Source organism: Modicisalibacter sp. 'Wilcox', from assembly GCF_010993675.1.
GTDB classification, from domain to species: domain Bacteria; phylum Pseudomonadota; class Gammaproteobacteria; order Pseudomonadales; family Halomonadaceae; genus Modicisalibacter; species Modicisalibacter tunisiensis.
The window spans coordinates 1-16,286 of record NZ_WNXF01000024.1 but is presented as its reverse complement, the minus strand read 5'-3'; the positions used below and the strand labels follow the sequence as shown (position 1 = coordinate 16,286).

Below are 16,286 nucleotides of genomic sequence, written 5' to 3'. Positions count from 1 at the left end.
AGCGGGAATAGCTCAGTGGTAGAGCATCGCCTTGCCAAGGCGAGGGTCGCGAGTTCGAATCTCGTTTCCCGCTCCAGGATTAATCCTTTCTCGATCCCCGATTCTTCTGCACTTGGCGCCCGGGTGTTTTCCCAGTGGCCCTTGCTCGTGCCCGCCTCGAGCCGAGCGTATGCGCGCGTGCGGCCCATGATATTTCGTTGGCTATTGATTTTTCCCGCAATGGCCGCATGTCAGTAGTTCTTTGTCGCGCCCATGGCGAGGCGTGTTCGTTGATCGTCCGAAACAGGGGTGTTTGATGACAACACCGGCACTGTCCATCCGTGGCCTGACCAAGGTCTATGGCAATGGCTTTCACGCCTTGAAGGGCATCGATCTCGATGTGCCGCAAGGCGATTTCTTCGCCCTGCTGGGCCCGAACGGGGCCGGTAAGTCGACCACGCTGGGCATTGTCTGCTCGCTGGTCCAGAAGACGGCGGGCGAGGTATCCATCTACGGCATCGACATCGACCGGGATTTCGCCAAGGCGAAGTATCATCTCGGCGTGGTGCCCCAGGAGTTCAACTTCTCGCAGTTCGAGAAGGTCGAAGACATCGTGCTGGCCCAGGCCGGCTACTACGGCATGTCGCTGCGCGAGGCCAGGCCACGCTGCGCGCAGCTGCTCAAGGATCTCGGCCTGTGGGACAAGCGCAACGGCCCCGCGCGCATGCTGTCCGGCGGCATGAAGCGGCGGCTGATGATCGCCCGCGCCCTGGTCCATCGCCCGCGCCTGCTGATCCTCGACGAACCGACCGCCGGGGTGGACATCGAGCTGCGGCGCAGCATGTGGGAGTACATGCGGCGCATCAACCGGGAGGAGGGGACCACCATCATCCTCACCACCCACTATCTCGAGGAAGCCGAGAGCCTGTGCCGCAACATCGCCATCATCAATCATGGCGAGATCGTCAAGAACACCTCGGTGCGCGAGCTGCTGACCGAGCTGGACACCGAGACCTTCCTGCTCGACCTGGCCGAGCCGGTGGATCGCGCGCCGGTGATCGAGGGCTTCGAGGTGGAGCGGGTAGAGCGTGCCCAGCTGGCGCTGTCGCTGCGCAAGGGGCAGCAGCTCAATGAGGCCTTCCGGCAGCTGTCCGAGCAGGGCATGAACGTGGTGTCGATGCGCAACCGCGCCAACCGGCTCGAGGAGCTGTTCGTGTCGATGGTGGAGGGCGACAATGCGCGTGCTCGCCAGGCCGAGGCCGGCAACAAGGAGGCCCAGTCATGAATCCGCGTCAGATACTGATTGCGCTGTGGACGCTGGTGGTCAAGGAGGTGCGTCGCTTCACCCGCATCTGGCCGCAGACCCTGCTGCCGCCGTCGATCACCATGACCATGTACTTCATCATCTTCGGCAACCTGATCGGCTCCCGGGTCGGCGAGATGGACGGCTTCAGCTACATGGCCTACATCGTGCCGGGGCTGATCATGATGTCGGTGATCACCAACAGCTATTCCAACGTGGCCTCCTCGTTCTTTTCCAACAAGTTCCAGCGCAGCGTCGAGGAGATGATGGTCTCGCCGATGCCCAGCTGGGTCATACTCGGTGGCTTCGTGCTGGGCGGCATGTCGCGCGGACTGGGCGTCGGCCTGATCGTGACCCTGGTGTCGCTGTTCTTCACCGACCTGACCATCCACCATCCGCTGGTGACGATCGGGGTGGTGACCATGACCGCCGCGCTGTTTTCCATCGGCGGCTTCATCAACGCCCTGCTGGCCAACAAGTTCGACGACATCTCGATCGTGCCGATCTTCGTGCTGACACCGCTGACCTATCTCGGCGGGGTCTTCTACTCGATCGACATGCTGCCCGACTTCTGGCAGGGGGTGTCGATGGTCAACCCCATCCTCTACATGGTGAACGCCTTCCGCTACGGTATCCTCGGGGTCTCCGACATCCCGGTCGGTGGGGCGCTGGTCGCCGTGGCCCTGTTCATCGTGGCCTTCTTTGCCGTGGCGTTGTGGATGCTGGAGCGCGGCAAGGGCATTCGGAGCTGACATGAACCGTCCCGATACCTTGAAGGATGCCCCGCTGGGGCGCGAGTCGGATTATCCCGAGCGCTATGACCCGGGCTTGCTCTACCCGATTCCGCGTGCCGCCAATCGCGCGCCACTGGGGATCGAGAAGGGCGGTCTGCCGTTCGTCGGCGAGGACGAGTGGCACGCCTTCGAGCTTTCCTGGCTCAATGCCAGGGGCAAGCCCTGCGTGGCCGTGGCGCGCTTTCGCCTGCCGGCGGACTCGCCGAACCTGATCGAGTCCAAGTCCTGGAAGCTCTATCTCAACGGCTTCAACCAGACCCGCTTCGCCGGCCGTGACCAGGTGGCCGAGACGCTGGCGAGGGATCTCGGCGAGGCGGCGGGCGCGACCCCGGATGTGGCGCTGCTGGACGTGGATGCTCCCGAGCTGATGCCTCGCGCGTTGCCCGGCGAATGCATCGACGGGCTCGATATCGCCGTCGACCGCTACACGCCGAATCCGGATTGCCTGCGTGCCGAGGGGGAGGTCGTCGAGGAGACCCTGCACTCGCACCTGCTCAAGTCCAACTGCCCGGTGACCGGCCAGCCCGACTGGGGCAGCGTGCTTATCCGCTATCGCGGGCCGCGCCTCGACCGTGAAGGCCTGCTGCGCTACCTGATCGGCTTCCGCCAGCATCAGGATTTCCACGAGCACTGCGTCGAGCATATCTTCACCGACCTCATGGCCCGGGCGCGGCCCGAACGCCTGCTGGTGATGGCGCGTTACGTGCGCCGCGGCGGGCTGGACATCAGCCCCTGGCGGGCGACCCCGGGCGAACGGCCGCCGCAGCCGCTGCGGCTGGCACGACAGTGAGCGAATGGGGTACATTGACGAGAAATATTCTTGTTTGTAGAGAGGTTGCGCCATGGATGCACTCACGCTGCTTCACCAACGTAGCTCGATAGGCAAGCTGGCCGGCCCTGCGCCGAGCCGGGAACAGCTCGATGGCCTCTACCGGGCGGCCCTGCGTGCGCCGGATCACAAGGGCCTGACCCCCTGGCGTTTCATCGAGTTCAGCGGCGCGGGCATCGACCGCCTGGGCGAGCTGTTCGCCGAGGCGGAGTACCAGGCCAACCCGCACATCGACGATGCCACGCTCGACGCCGTGCGCAAGAAGCCCAAGCGCGCCCCGCTGATCATCGCCGTGATCGCCAAGGTGACCCCCGACCAGCCCAAGGTGCCGCCAGTGGAGCAGGTGCTGTCCGCCGGTTGTGCCGCGCATGCCATCCTGCTTGCCGCCCAGGCGATGGGGCTCGGCGCCATGTGGCGCACCGGCAGCTTCGCCTTCGACAGGACGGTGCGGCGCGGCCTGGGGCTGGGCGAGCACGACGAACTGGTCGGCTTCCTCTACCTGGGGCAGCCCGGCGGTCGCCTGCCGACGCCACCCCGGCGCGACCCGGCGGACTTCGTCGAGCGCTGGGACTGATCGTATGCGCGAAATCGGCCAACCCTACCCCCGACTGCCCCTGCCCGAGACGTCGCAGGCCGAAGACCTGGACGCCTTTCAGGACTGGCTGCAGCAGGCCATCCCGCTGGTGGCGCACCTGGGGCTCAAGCGCATGACGTGGCAGGGCGACACCCTGGTCTGGTACCTGTCCCTCGCGCCCAACCTCAACGACAAGGGCAGCGGCTTCGGCGGCTCGCTGGCGGCACAGACCACGCTGATCGGCTGGTGCTGGACGACCCTCTGGCTGCGAGGCCAGGGCCGGGCGCAGGACGTGGTCGTCGCCAGCGCGGAGCAGCGCTACCTGGCACCGGTGACCGGCGATTACCGGCTCGAATGCCGTCCCGCTACAGCGGATGCCGTGGATGGTTTGCAGGCTCGTCTGGCCGAGCGCGGCAAGGGGCGGCTGCCCCTGGTGCAACGGCTGAGTGTCGGCGATACCTGCTGCCTGGAAGCGCAGGGCGACTACGCCATACTCCCGCTGCGGGATTGATCCGGAAAACCGCTTGCAATCGCGGGGTTAGCTCGTTACTATATGCGCCGTTCTGACGCCGAAACCAAGCCGGCGCGCAGGGCGACAATTTGCGGAGGGGTGTCCGAGTGGTCGAAGGAGCACGCCTGGAAAGTGTGTAAGTCGAAAGGCTTCGAGGGTTCGAATCCCTCCCCCTCCGCCATAGAATATCGAGAAGGCCGCTGATTCCAGCGGCCTTTTCTTTTTCCGTACCTGCAACTCTACCCACAATAAAGAAAGCCCGGACCCCTGAGGCAGGGGCCGGGCCAGTCCAGGCTTTCATCGGGCTTTCTTGAGCGCTTCGAGCGCCGTCTTCCTTGATGCTCTTTCGCGGGCGTCCTGCCCGCGCATCCCTGGCAACCTGAGCCATCCTGGCTCGTTCTTCCCTGAGCTGGGCTTCCTGCCCAACGAGGGTGATATTGCCGAATTTAAACTCGGTGATGAATAACCCATGTTATGAAGATCTGTAGGATTTTGCCTACAAGAATGAGAGGCGTCGCGTTCCAGCGCCGTGTCCCTGAGTATATGCCGCCGGACCTCCACAGATGACGAGGGTGCGAATGGCATGCGCCCGGAACCGACCGACTGGGGGCATTCATGCGCCTGCCGGCAATGCGTCGGGGACCGGGGTGGCCGACGTCGGTTCGGCCGTGGCGAGGCTGGTTTGGTGCATATCCGGACGATACTTGCGCATGATGTAGCGCAGCCGTTTCATGACATCCAGATTCGCGGACTCCATCGTCGCCAGGGCGTCCATTGCCGCATCCATGCGCCCCTCCTGGTAAAGGGTCACGGCTTCGATGGCGCGCTGGTGTACTTCACGGTGCCGTGCCTCCAGCGCCTGAAAGTCCGTGTCACTATAGAATTGCTGGCTTGCCGTTCCCGAATAGTACCAGCGGCCCAGGGCGCACTGGGTTTCGTCGGGTAGATCCGCGGCCGTCTTGTCCGAGAGACCCATGAGGATACGATAGACCTCCAGCTTGATTTCCAGCTCTTCCAGGTTGGCCAGCTCGACTTCGCTGAGCATGGCCGAGAAGGCCAGCGCCTGGCTGCTTTCGTCGCTCAGTTCCAGCAATTGGTCGGTGCGCTGCATCACGCGGCTGGCCTCGGCGCTCAGACGCTCAGCCTTGCGGGCATTGTCGTCCATCACGCCGTCGACCTGATCGGCCTGGTCCAGAATGCTGCCGTTGAACCCGCCGATCTCGTCGGTGGCGTCGTTGGTGCGCCGGGCGAGCTGACGAACCTCGGTGGCCACCACCGCGAAACCACGGCCGGCATCGCCGGCCCGGGCCGCTTCGATGCTGGCGTTGAAGGCCAGCAGGGTGGTCTGCATGGAGATGTCGTTGATGACGGTGACAAAGTTGTCGATGCGACCTGCATCGCAGCGCAGCGAGGTGACCTGTTCGGCGGCCTGACCGATGCGGGCATTGAGAGCGCGCAGCTCATCGACCATGGCATTCAGGGCGTCCTGGCTGCGCTTCGATTCGCTGGTCGTGAAGTCGGTGACCTGCCGGTTGCCCTTCAGCAGCTCCGAGAGGTCCGAGAAGGACTCGCGCAGGGCGACCACGGAGTCGCCGAACCCGGTGAGGTTGGTGAACAGGTGCTGGTGCAACCGCTGTTCGGACTCCAGGGTGTCGATGCGGGCTTGAAGATGATCGCGCTCGGCGCGCAGCGCGTCGGTGGTGGCATTCGTGGCATCTCGAGCAGACGATGGGCTACGTCGAAAGAATCGCATGCGGTCTCCGGATGGGGCTGAGGCAGGGGGCACGGCTTCCCGACAGGGGGCGCGGGGCCCCCGTCGGTGGAGGATGTGTCAGCCGGCGCGTTCGAACAGCAGGTTGTTCTCCAGGTGGATGTGCTGCATCAAGTCGTCGCGGAACTCGCGCAGTCCGGCATAGAGCGCTCGCCAGGTGGTGCAGGCGCCCTTCGGGACGGTGATGTCGTCGGTCAGTGCCATCAGCCGCTCGAGGTGTTCGCCGTGGTCGCCGTGTTCCTGGCGCATCACCGCGATGGGGTCCCGGGCCTGTGCGCCCATGCCCTGGCGCAGCATGGGGAAGAGGATTTGCTCCTCCTTCTGCATGTGGCTCTCCATCTCCTGATGGAGCTCGGTGAGCAAGTCGGCCAGGCCGTCAGGGCAGGTATCACGGCTACCGTGAACGTGTTCGACGCGGCGTGCCATGCGGATCAGCTCGGGCAGCTGCTGGCGGTGAACGTCGTGATAGCGGCTCAGGATATGGTCGATCAGCTCGTCGTTGCTGGCCGACTGCCAGTCGCGCTCGTCGCTCTCGCCCTTCGCCAGCGTTTCGAGCTCGGCGACCAGAGCCTCGGGGGCCAGGCCCGCCCGCTCGGCGGCCTCGCGCAGGCTGATGCGACCGCCGCAGCAGAAGTCGATGTTGTGGTCGTGGAATATCCGGGTCGCGCCGGGCAGGGTGAGGGCGGTGCGGCCGACGCTCTGTTCGATCAGGTTCATGGCGGTCGTTCCTTGGCTGGGTGTGTGGCAGGGAAGGCATGTACTCTTTATTAGCAATCGGCATGCCAGTTCGCGGAGGCCCATTTTGTGGGGCCTCGAGGCCGGGATGGTGAAATATACCCAGATCGATTAGGGTAGATTGAACCCTTAAAGGTATCAATCACCATGCTCGATGAGACCCTGCTGGCGGACCTGGTTGCCGATCTGCCCAGCGCCGTGCGGCTGCAGCGTCTGGTGCGAACCCTGCGCGAGGGATTTTGCTGCGGCGCCGTCTGTCTGCTGCGCCTGGAGGAGGGCAGACTGGTGCCGGTGGCCGTGGATGGCCTGGTGCGCGAGGCGCTGGGGCGACGCTTCGAGGTGGCCCAGCATCCGCGCCTCGCCACCATCCTGGCCAGCCGGCGCCCCACCCTCTTTCCGTCCGATGCCGGCCTGCCCGACCCCTACGATGGCCTGGTGGAGCAGCAGCCCGGCCAGCCGCTGCATGTCCATGACTGCATGGGGGTCAGCCTGCACGTCGAGGGCGAGCCCTGGGGGGCACTGACGCTGGATGCCCTGGAGGCTGGGACCTTCGATGCCGCCGATCGGATGGCCCTGGAGCGCTATGCGTTGCTGATCGAGGCGGCGGTGCGGGTCAGTCGCCTGGAGCGTGACCTGCGAGCCCTGCGCATGGCCCAGCCGGAGAGTGGCCTGCCGCTGGCGGTACCCGACGCCCGGGACATCCTCGGCCATAGCGCCGTCTTGAAGCGGCTGTTGCGAGAGCTCGATGTGGTGGCCGCTTCGGACCTTGCGGTGCTGTTGCATGGCGAGACCGGTGTCGGCAAGGAGCTCTTCGCCCGACGCCTTCACCGCCGCTCCGCGCGTCACGCCGCGCCGCTGGTCCAGGTCAACTGCGCCGCGCTGCCGGAGTCGCTGGCCGAGAGCGAGCTGTTTGGCCATGTGAAGGGCGCCTTCTCCGGTGCCACGGCCGAGCGCGCCGGGCGCTTCGAAGCGGCCGACGGCGGTACCCTGCTGCTCGACGAGGTGGGCGAACTGTCGTTGCCGGTCCAGGCCAAGCTGTTGCGTGCCCTGCAGGAGGGGGAGGTCCAGCGACTGGGAGAGGACGTTCCGCGGCGTGTCGATGTGCGCATCATCGCCGCCACCAACCGGCACCTGGGCGAGGCGGTGCGCGAGGGCAGCTTCCGTGCCGATCTCTATCACCGGCTGTCGGTCTATCCGGTGGCGATCCCGCCCCTGCGCGAACGAGGCAGCGACGTGCTGATACTGGCCGGCCACTTCCTGGAGATCAATCGTACCCGGCTCGGGGTACGCAGCCTGCGTCTCTCGCCTGAATCGGAGGCGGCGCTGTCGCGCTATGACTGGCCCGGCAATGTACGTGAACTGGAGCACGTGATCAGCCGTGCGGCGATCAAGGCCTTGAGCCAGGGCGCTCGGCGTGACGACATCGTGACGCTGGAGCCGGAGTGGCTCGATCTGCCCTTGATGGAAAACGGGAGAGGCGTTCTCGAAGACCCGGAGCGCACGGAGGAATCCGTTCCGGCCACCCTGCGCGAGCGCGTGGAGCATGCCCAGCGACGGGCCATTCGCGAGGCTCTCGGGGACTGCCAGGGGCGCTGGGCAGCGGCCGCCCGCCGCCTGGAGGTCGATCCCAGCAATCTGCACAAGCTGGCCCGGCGTCTGGGGTTGAAATAGAAGGTTCTTCGACAACCGACCGATGGGATCGTCCGTGCCCCCGATCATGCCGGCATTGTCATTCCTGCCGATGCCCGTTGGCGAGCCGAGCCGACGGGCATCGGCGTTTTACGGCTGCGTCACAGCGTCATGAAGGGGGAGGCCTCCTGATTCTGGAACTGGTAGACCTTGTAGGGTTCCTGCTGCGGCCCCGGCATGCCGGGAGTGCCGCTCGGCATGCCGGCCAGTCCGATGCCGTCGATTTCGGGCTGCTGCTCGAATAGGGCCTTTACCGCCGCCAGCGGCACATGGCCTTCGATGGTGTAGTCGCCCATCTTGACGGTGTGACAGGCGCCCAGGCCATAGGGGACGCCGGCGGCCTTCTTGATTCCGGCGAGTTCTCGGTCGTCGACGATGGTGACGTCGACCCCCATGTCTTCCAGGTGACGGGCGTAGCCATCGCAGCAACCGCATTGCGGGTTCTTGTACAGAGTGGCTTCGTGCGGCAGGGCGGCATTGGCACTGGTGGCGCCCATCAGCAGGCCGGTAGTGATCAGAAGGCGAGACAGAGTGATTTTCATGCGGGATAACCCTCGTTGACGATAAACAAGTCTGTGATGTGGGGTGTAATGTGGGGTTCGAGACGCCGCAGGGCGGCACGGAGCATCAGTTCATCCGACCGCCATGGGGCACGGCACGACAGGAGATCGTGAGCGGAGCCTGGCGCTCGCGACACGGCTGCCGGTGAGCGGATGCCAGTTGGCCTTGTCCGGCCGCCAGAGGCTGTCGGGCGGGGGAACTCAGGCTCTGGGAGGGCGACGCGGGGGCTCGGGGACATGTTCGCTCACGGTGACGGCGGCCATGAGCGGGCGAGCGAACGGGGGCGTGACCGCGGGCTGTAACGAGGCCACGGGAGGCGCACAAGCCGAGCCGCAGTCCGCCTGCATGTCCGGCGTCTGTCCCTGGGCGAGCATCTTGCCCTGAAGCGGGGAACAGTCGTTCCGGCAGGTAAGCGTGGCTGCGTGGCTCGTGGGGAGCGTGACCAGGACCAGCAGCAGGACCAGCGGCAGCGCCAGCAGGCGTGGCCGGGTCTGTCGGTTCGGCAATGTCCAGGTCCGCAATGGCATGGCGGGCTCCCCGAGGCGTCGAGCTCATTGAACCCGAGACGCCCGGACGATGCAATCCTCGCCACCAGGCTCGCGGGCGAGGCGGCCGTCGTGATCCTGTCGGGCGGAAAAGTGGCAAATCCACTAAGACGAATTAACCATTTTGCGTATTTCTTAACATGGGTTATCTACAGGCCGCCGGGCAAGGCATGTAGGGTGGGACTGGACAGGGACGCCGGCCAGGGAAGAACGGGCACAGGACGCTCGCAATGCCAGGGATGCACGAGCAGGACGCTTGTGGTGAGCTTGCAGGGAGGCGCGACGATTGAAGGCCTGCTCCGAGAGGGGCAGGCCTTTTCTTTGCTCATGCATGACGCTCAGTGGACCTTCGCCACGGGCAGTTCCGCCCAGCGGGTCGTCCAGCGGTGGCTGCGGTTCGCGCAGCGCAGCGGCCAGGCGGCGCCGGGGCGGGGCATGCCGAAGGCCACGGTATCGCGTCCCAGGTGCCGGTTGAGGCGGTCCAGCGTGGCCATCAGCGCTTCACTGCGTCGCCGCTCGGAATCGCCCTGCGGCGCATCGAGCAGCGACAGCTGGTGATGGTCGGCATCGATCAGGTCGAGCAGCATCACGCCGCCCTTCAGGAACCGATACCCCCGACGGTGAATGCGCTCGAGCGCAGCCAGCGCCGCCTGCAGGATCAAGCGGCTGTCGTCGGTGGGGTGATCCATCTCGATGACGAGGCTCGGTGCGTACTGAGGCAGATCCACTCGGTGGGGAGGGGTGCGGAGAAACACCTGCACCGCACGGCACAGGCTGCGCTGCTGCCGCAGCTTTTCCGCACCCCGCTGGGCGTGCTGTCGAATCGCCTCGCGCAGCTCCCCGAGTTCATGGATCAGCTGCCCGAAGCTGCGCGAGGTCATGATGCGCTGTCTGGTTGCAGCGGTGTCGTTCATCTCGATTGCCGCAATGCCGCGCAATTCCAGCACGGTACGCGAGAGCGGGGCGCCGAAGCGCCGGCGAATCGCGCGGGAGGCGGCATGGCGCAGCTGCGCGGCGGTGCGGATGCCCGCCAGGAACAGGCGTTCCGCCAGCCGTCGGCCGACACCCCAGATCTCCTTCAGGTCGGTGCGCGAAAGCAGCGCCCGGGTTTCGGGGCCGTCGGCGGTGAGCACGCAGACGCCGTCATGCTCCTCCTTCTTGGCCGCGCGGTTGGCCAGCTTGGCCAGGGTACGCGTGGGCGCGACTCCCACGGACACCGGAATGCCGGTGTACTGGCGCACCCGTCGATGCAGCCTGCGCGCCAGGGCGAGCGTGCCGTCGGCATCGAGACCGTCGAAGCGCACGAACATCTCGTCGATCGAGTAGGGCTCGACCCCCGGGGCAAGCTCCTCGAGCACCGCCTGAACCCGGGCGGACATGTCGCCGTAGAGCTCGTAGTTGGACGAGAGCAATACCGCGCCGTGGCGTGTCGTCAGGTCGCGCAACCGAAAGGCCGGGACGCCCATCCCCACGCCCAGCGCCTTGAGTTCCTCCGAGCGGGCGATGACACAGCCGTCGTTGTTGGAAAGCACGCCCACCGGGGTGCCTTCCAGGCGTGGCTGGAAGACGCGCTCGCAGCTGACGTAGAAGTTGTTGCAGTCGACCAGGCCGAACATGACCGCCTCACACCGGGTACTGGTGAATCACGGCGCGGACCACGCCCCAGATCTGGCAGTCGTGCTCGACAAGGGGGATCGGGGCATAGCGCGGATTGCCGGAGACGAGACAGGGGCGGCCGTGATGCATCTCGTAGCGCTTGACGATGATTTCGCCGTCGACGAGGGCGGCCACCATGTGCCCGGGGCGCGGGTCCAGCGAGCGATCGATGATCAGCAGGTCGTCCTCGTGCATGCCGAAGCCGTCCATGCTGTCGCCGCTCACGCGCATGAAGAAGGTGGCACTGGGGCGCTTGACCAGGTGTGCGTTGAGGTCGAGCCGGTCGCTCGCGTAGTCCTGGGCCGGCGAGGGAAAGCCGCTGAGGCCGGCGCGGATGCGGATCGTGGAGACGGGCAGGGCAAGCGGCATGGCCGGTTGCCGGGGGCGATAGAGAGCGTGTCGCGACATGGCCGAATCCCTGTCGTTTCGAAAGCTGTATTTATATACAGTATTCGGCGGAATTCCTGTCATGGCAACCCTGGCGTGCCGGGTCATCCCCCCGCTGCTCGAGCGACGTATTGTCGGCGGTGACGGACATTTTGCATGGGCCCCACCGGCGGTGGGGCTATTGAGAGTAGTCGTGAGAGTACCCGGTGGATCGCCTGCGCGGCTTCGAGCGGGCCGCGTTCAGGCGGGCCCTGTGCCGGGCCAATAAAGCTGCTGGACTTCCTGAAAGGCGGCCAGCCCCAGAGGGCCCAGCTCGCGGCCGAGGCCGCTGCGCTTGACGCCCCCCCAGGCGCCCTGGGGCGGGGCGAGCTGGTCGGTGTTGATCCACACATTGCCGGCCTCGAGCCGCCGGGCGACCGAGGCGGCGCGGTCGGCGTCACCGCCGACCACGCTGGCGGCGAGGCCGAAATCGCTGTCGTTGGCCAGCGCGATCGCCTCGGCGTCGTCGTCCACCGATCGCGTGCAGAGCACCGGGCCGAAGATCTCCTCGCGCCAGAGTCGGCTGGTGACGGGGACGTCGCGATAGAGCGTCGGCGCGATGAAGTAGCCGTGCCCGGGCAGGTCACGATGGCGTGGATCGCGTACCGCCGTGAGGCCTTCCTCCCGGGCGATGGCCAGATACTGCATGACCCGTGCCCGCTGCCGGTCGTTGACCTGGGGGCCGAGCGTGGTCGCGCTCTCCAGCGGGTCGCCGAGTACCAGGGCGTCGATGCGGCTCGCCAGGGCGTCGTGAAGCGGCTCGGCGAGCGCGCGATGGACCAGCAGGCGCGAGGTGGCCGAGCACATCTGCCCGGCATTGAAGAACAGGCCGTTCATCACCAGCTCGGCGGCCTGGTCGACATCGGCGTCGTCGAGCACCAGGATCGGCGACTTGCCGCCCAGTTCCAGGGACAGGTTGCGGGTGCCCGCGGCGGCGGCGCGCATGACGGCCTCGCCGGCACGGTTGCTGCCGGTGAAGGAGAGCTTGTCGATGCCGGGATGACGGCTCAACGGGATGCCCACCCCCTCGGCATCGCCGTTGACCAGGTTGAGCACGCCGGGCGGCAGGGCGATCGCCGCGGCGATCTCGGCGATCGCCTGCTCGGGCAGCGGCACGACCTCGGAAGGCTTGAAGACCACCGTGCAGCCGGCGGCCAGCGCCGGGGCGAGCTTCCAGGCGCCGGTCACCAGGGGGAAGTTCCAGGGCGTGATCAGCCCCGCCACGCCCACCGGGTTGCGATAGCCGCGAGCCCGGATGCCGTCGGCCTCGATCGGCACGACCTCGCCCTGGCGGGCATCCAGGTCTCGCGCCTGCGTGGCGTAGTAGCGGTAGCAGGCGACGGCATCGTCGACGTCGATGGCGGCTTCGCCGAGGGGCTTGCCGCCGTTGCGGGCGATGGTTTCCACGAGGCCGGCATGGCGGCCGGCCAGCGCATCGGCCATGGCGTCGAGATAGGCGGCGCGCTCGCTGCCGGGCCGCTCCCGCCAGGCGGGCAGGGCACGACGGGCCGCGGCGACCGCGGCCTCGACGTCACGGGCATCGCCGGCGGTGACATGTCCCAGGAGGGTCTCGCGATAGGGGTCGATGATCGCCAGGCGGCGGGTGGCCCGGCTGGTCACCCAGCGGCCATCGATGAACTGATGAAGGGAGTCGGACATTCTGGGGGCCTCAGGCTAGCCGGGCAGCAGGCGCCGGCGGCGTATCGCCGCCGGTCGCGCGCCCGGGAATCGATGTTCGATGAGGCGCATCGCGCCGGTGAGGATCAGCGTCAGGGCGATGTAGATGCCGGCGATCAGCAGCAGCGGTTCGTAGACCAGAAACGTCTCGTCGCGCACCAGATTGGCCGCCTTGAGCAGATCCATCATGGCGATGGTCGAGACCAGCGGTACCGACTTGAGCAGCAGGATCGCCTCGCCGGTCAGCGTCGGCAGGCACAGCTGGAAGGCGCGGGGCAGCCACAGGCGATGGAGAATCTGCCAGCGGCTCAGGCCGAAGGCGCGCCCGGCGGTCAGTTCGCCGTCGGGCACGCTGAGCAGGGCGCCGCGGATCACCTCGCCGGTATAGGCGCCGACGCTGATGGTGAAGGTCAGCGCGCCGTAGAAGAAGGGATCGCGCAGCATCGGCCAGATCAGGCTGTCGCGCACGCCGGGGATTTCCGGCAGCAGGCGGCCGACGCCGTCGTAGAAGAAGAACAGCTGGACCAGCAGCGGCGTGCCGCGGATCACCGTGGTGAAGCCGTGCACCAGCATCGCCAGCGGGCGCGGCCCCTGAATCCGGGCCAGGGCCAGGGCGACGGCCAGCGCCAGGCCCAGCGTGCCGGAGACCGCCACCAGCCACAGGGTGTTGACGAAGCCCGTCCACAGGTACCGCTGGTAGAAGGGGTCGGAAAGCCAGGAAAAGTCCATCGTTGCCCTCCTAGAGGCCCGGCTGGCCGCGGCGCACGTGGCGCTCCGCCCGGGCGAAGAGGGCGTTGGAGCCCAGCGTCATCACCAGATAGAGCGCGCCGGCGGCGGCGTAGAAGAGAAAGTAGTCGCGGGTGCTGGCCGCCGCCTGCTGGGCGGTGAAGAACAGCTCCTCGAAGCCCACCACGCTGATCAGCGCGGTGTCCTTCACGAGGATCAGCCACAGGTTGGACATGCCCGGCAGGGCATTGGGCAGCATGGCGGGCACCACGATGCGGTGAAAGCGCGTCCAGCGGGTGAAACCGTAGGCATCGGCGGCCTCCAGCTGACCGCGGGGGATGGCCAGGATGGCGCCCCGGAACACCTCGGTCATGTAGGCGCCCTGGACGAAGGCCAGCACGCCGACCGCACAGACGAAGCCGCCGATCTCGACATGGGTGTCGTCACCCAGTGCATTCAGCAGGGCATTGAGTGCCTGGGTGCCGGCGTAGTAGAGCAGGATGATCAGCAGCAGTTCGGGCACGGCGCGAACCAGCGTGGAGTAGAGCGTCCCCAGGGCACGCAGTGGCGGCCAGGCGCTGAGTCGGGCGCCGGCGCCCAGCAGCCCCAGGCCGAGGCCGATGGCGTAGGCCAGCAGGGCGATCTCGAGGGTCACCAGGGCGCCGTGCAGGATCGGGGCCGCCCAGTCGAGCAGCCCGGCATTCTGATAGCTAGACATGGTTGCAGCCTTGGTCGATGAAGAGGGGCCCGCCGCCATTCACTGGCGGGCGGGCCGTTCGCCGGGGAGCGCGGCTCCGGCGGCGATCTTCAGTCGCTGCAGATGTCGGTATTGAAATATTTCTGCGAAAGTTCGGCACACTGGCCGCTTTCCAGCACGCTGGCGATGGCGGTGTTGAGCTTCTTGCGCAGGGCGTCGTCCTCCTGGCGCAGGCCGATGCCCACCCCCTCGCCGAAGGCCGGGTCGTGGGGCGCGGTGGCACGGATCTCGTAGCCCTGTGCCTCGTCGCGCTTGACGAATTCGGTCATGGCGATCTTGTCGGCGAGAATGGCATCGACGCGGCCGGCCAGCAGGTCGCGGTTGGCCTGCTCCTGGCGGTCGTAGATCTTCAGCTCGACGCCGGTGTCGGCCAGCTTGCGACGCGCGAAGGTGGCGTTGGTGGTCGAGCCCTGCACGCCGAGGATCTTGCCGTCGAGCCCGTCGGGAATCTGCAGGTCACTGTCCTTGGCGGTGACGTAGGCCGCCGGCGTGTAGTAGTACGGGTCGGTGAAGTCGATGACCCGCTTGCGCTTGTCGGTGATCGACAGCGAATTCATGATCATGTCGATCTTGCCGCTGGCGAGTGCCGGGAAGATGCCGCTCCAGCCGGTCGGCGTGATCGCGCAGTCGGCCTGCATCTGATCGCACAGGGCCTGGCCGAGCTCTACCTCGAAGCCGGTCCAGCTGCCGTCGGCGTCCTTGTAGGTGAACGGCGGGTAGGGCTCCGCCGAGATGCCGATCTTGAGCGGCTCGGCGGCCGGGGCCGTGGTGGCGGACAGGGCCAGGGCGGCGATGCCGGCGGTATGGATCAGGCTTCGGGTCAGGGTCTTGGTCATCATGGTTTCCCCATCATTGTTGTCGCGGGCCCTCGGGCCCGAAGAAAGGCAATGCCGTCGGACATTGCACGAAGTCATGCCGCGCCGGCGACGAACTGCCGGCAGCGCTCGCTGGCGGCGTTCTCGAACACCTCGCGCGATGTGCCGGTCTCCTCGACGAGCCCCTGGTGGAGGAACACCACCTGATGGGAGACGTCGCGCGCGAAGCGCATCTCGTGGGTGACCAGCAGCATGGTGCGGCCCTCGTCGGCGAGCCCGCGGATCACGCCGAGCACCTCGCTGACCAGCTCCGGGTCGAGGGCCGAGGTTGGCTCGTCGAACAGCAGCACGCGCGGCTCCATGGCCAGCGCCCGGGCGATCGCCACGCGCTGCTGCTGGCCGCCGGAGAGGTAGGCGGGGTACTGGTCGCGCTTGTCGGCGAGTCCCACCCGTTCCAGGTAGTGCTCGCCGATCGCCACGGCCTCGCGGCGGCGCAGGCCGCGCACGCGCAGCGGGGCCTCGATGACGTTGCCGAGCACGGTGAGGTGGGGCCAGAGGTTGAACTGCTGGAAGACCATGCTCACCCGGGCGCGCAGGTGCTGCAGCCGGCGCCGGTCGAGGCCGGCGTCGCGCGCGCCGCTGCCGAAGTCCAGGGTCTCGCCGGCGATGGTCAGGCGGCCGCCGTCGGGGCGCTCGAGCAGATTCATGCAGCGCAGCAGGGTGCTCTTGCCGGAACCGCTGGAGCCGATGATCGAGACCACGCTGCCTTCGTTCACGGTCAGCGAGATGTCCCTGAGCACTTCCAGCTCGCCGTAGCGCTTGACCAGATGGCGCGCCTCGACGGCCGGAGCGTTGTTGTCGATCCTGAATCCGTGAGACCGGCCCCCAGGAATGCTTCTAACCTACTGAACTGCATGGCAATATAGCGAATATCGCCA

Annotated in this window: 16 protein-coding genes and 2 tRNA genes; 8 read left to right on the top strand and 10 right to left on the bottom strand. The window is 66.8% G+C overall.

What is annotated here, in order from left to right; genetic code table 11:
• The first annotated feature begins 1 nt into the window (after position 1).
• The 7 genes from G7A98_RS16080 (at position 2) to G7A98_RS16050 (ending at position 4,171) form a co-directional block, all read left to right on the top strand.
• Positions 2–76: transfer RNA gene (locus tag G7A98_RS16080), tRNA-Gly, on the top strand.
• A 219-nt stretch (positions 77–295) separates the two neighbouring features.
• A complete protein-coding gene (locus G7A98_RS16075) occupies positions 296–1,264 on the top strand; it encodes an ABC transporter ATP-binding protein (protein WP_163650691.1) in 969 nt (322 codons plus the stop codon).
• Positions 1,261–2,034, top strand: coding sequence for an ABC transporter permease (locus G7A98_RS16070; protein WP_163650690.1), 774 nt, complete (start codon positions 1,261–1,263; stop codon positions 2,032–2,034). Before G7A98_RS16075 ends, G7A98_RS16070 begins: the two co-directional genes overlap by 4 nt.
• A 1-nt stretch (position 2,035) precedes the next feature.
• Entirely contained in the window at positions 2,036–2,866 is an 831-nt protein-coding gene (queF, locus tag G7A98_RS16065) for an NADPH-dependent 7-cyano-7-deazaguanine reductase QueF (RefSeq protein ID WP_163650689.1), read from the top strand.
• Positions 2,867–2,918: 52 nt separating this feature from the next.
• Positions 2,919–3,479, top strand: a complete 561-nt coding sequence (locus G7A98_RS16060; RefSeq protein ID WP_163650688.1) for a nitroreductase family protein — start codon at positions 2,919–2,921, stop codon at positions 3,477–3,479.
• Positions 3,480–3,483: 4 nt separating this feature from the next.
• The gene (locus G7A98_RS16055; RefSeq protein WP_163650687.1) at positions 3,484–3,990 is read left to right on the top strand and encodes a YiiD C-terminal domain-containing protein; all 507 of its coding nucleotides are present in this window, start codon (positions 3,484–3,486) and stop codon (positions 3,988–3,990) included.
• Between the two features lie 93 nt (positions 3,991–4,083).
• Positions 4,084–4,171: transfer RNA gene (locus tag G7A98_RS16050), tRNA-Ser, on the top strand.
• A 432-nt stretch (positions 4,172–4,603) separates the two neighbouring features.
• On the opposite strand, the gene G7A98_RS16850 is transcribed toward G7A98_RS16050, so the two are convergent.
• Entirely contained in the window at positions 4,604–5,743 is a 1,140-nt protein-coding gene (locus tag G7A98_RS16850; RefSeq protein WP_163650686.1) for a methyl-accepting chemotaxis protein, read from the bottom strand.
• A gap of 78 nt (positions 5,744–5,821) precedes the next feature.
• On the bottom strand, positions 5,822–6,478 hold the full coding sequence (ytfE, locus tag G7A98_RS16040; RefSeq protein WP_163650685.1) for an iron-sulfur cluster repair protein YtfE: 657 nt from the start codon (positions 6,476–6,478) through the stop codon (positions 5,822–5,824).
• A gap of 165 nt (positions 6,479–6,643) precedes the next feature.
• On the opposite strand from ytfE, the gene norR reads away from it, so the two are divergent.
• Entirely contained in the window at positions 6,644–8,167 is a 1,524-nt protein-coding gene (gene norR, locus G7A98_RS16035; protein WP_163650684.1) for a nitric oxide reductase transcriptional regulator NorR, read from the top strand.
• Positions 8,168–8,286: 119 nt separating this feature from the next.
• On the opposite strand, the gene G7A98_RS16030 is transcribed toward norR, so the two are convergent.
• The 8 genes from G7A98_RS16030 to G7A98_RS15995 all read right to left on the bottom strand — a co-directional run bounded on the left by G7A98_RS16030 (position 8,287) and on the right by G7A98_RS15995 (position 16,211).
• A complete protein-coding gene (locus G7A98_RS16030) occupies positions 8,287–8,727 on the bottom strand; it encodes a DUF411 domain-containing protein (protein ID WP_163650683.1) in 441 nt (146 codons plus the stop codon).
• A gap of 902 nt (positions 8,728–9,629) precedes the next feature.
• On the bottom strand, positions 9,630–10,907 hold the full coding sequence (locus G7A98_RS16025; protein WP_163650682.1) for a Y-family DNA polymerase: 1,278 nt from the start codon (positions 10,905–10,907) through the stop codon (positions 9,630–9,632).
• A 7-nt stretch (positions 10,908–10,914) separates the two neighbouring features.
• A complete protein-coding gene (gene umuD / locus G7A98_RS16020; protein WP_224420938.1) occupies positions 10,915–11,355 on the bottom strand; it encodes a translesion error-prone DNA polymerase V autoproteolytic subunit in 441 nt (146 codons plus the stop codon).
• A gap of 219 nt (positions 11,356–11,574) precedes the next feature.
• Complete coding sequence (locus tag G7A98_RS16015; RefSeq protein ID WP_163650681.1) at positions 11,575–13,032, bottom strand: aldehyde dehydrogenase family protein; 1,458 nt, start codon at positions 13,030–13,032, stop codon at positions 11,575–11,577.
• A gap of 15 nt (positions 13,033–13,047) precedes the next feature.
• Positions 13,048–13,779: an ABC transporter permease subunit gene (locus G7A98_RS16010; RefSeq protein ID WP_163650680.1), complete on the bottom strand. Its 732-nt coding sequence runs from the start codon at positions 13,777–13,779 to the stop codon at positions 13,048–13,050.
• Between the two features lie 10 nt (positions 13,780–13,789).
• Positions 13,790–14,494: an ABC transporter permease subunit gene (locus tag G7A98_RS16005; protein ID WP_163650679.1), complete on the bottom strand. Its 705-nt coding sequence runs from the start codon at positions 14,492–14,494 to the stop codon at positions 13,790–13,792.
• Between the two features lie 89 nt (positions 14,495–14,583).
• On the bottom strand, positions 14,584–15,372 hold the full coding sequence (locus G7A98_RS16000) for a transporter substrate-binding domain-containing protein (RefSeq protein WP_224420941.1): 789 nt from the start codon (positions 15,370–15,372) through the stop codon (positions 14,584–14,586).
• A 71-nt stretch (positions 15,373–15,443) separates the two neighbouring features.
• Complete coding sequence (locus G7A98_RS15995; RefSeq protein ID WP_163650692.1) at positions 15,444–16,211, bottom strand: amino acid ABC transporter ATP-binding protein; 768 nt, start codon at positions 16,209–16,211, stop codon at positions 15,444–15,446.
• Positions 16,212–16,286: the final 75 nt, after the last annotated feature.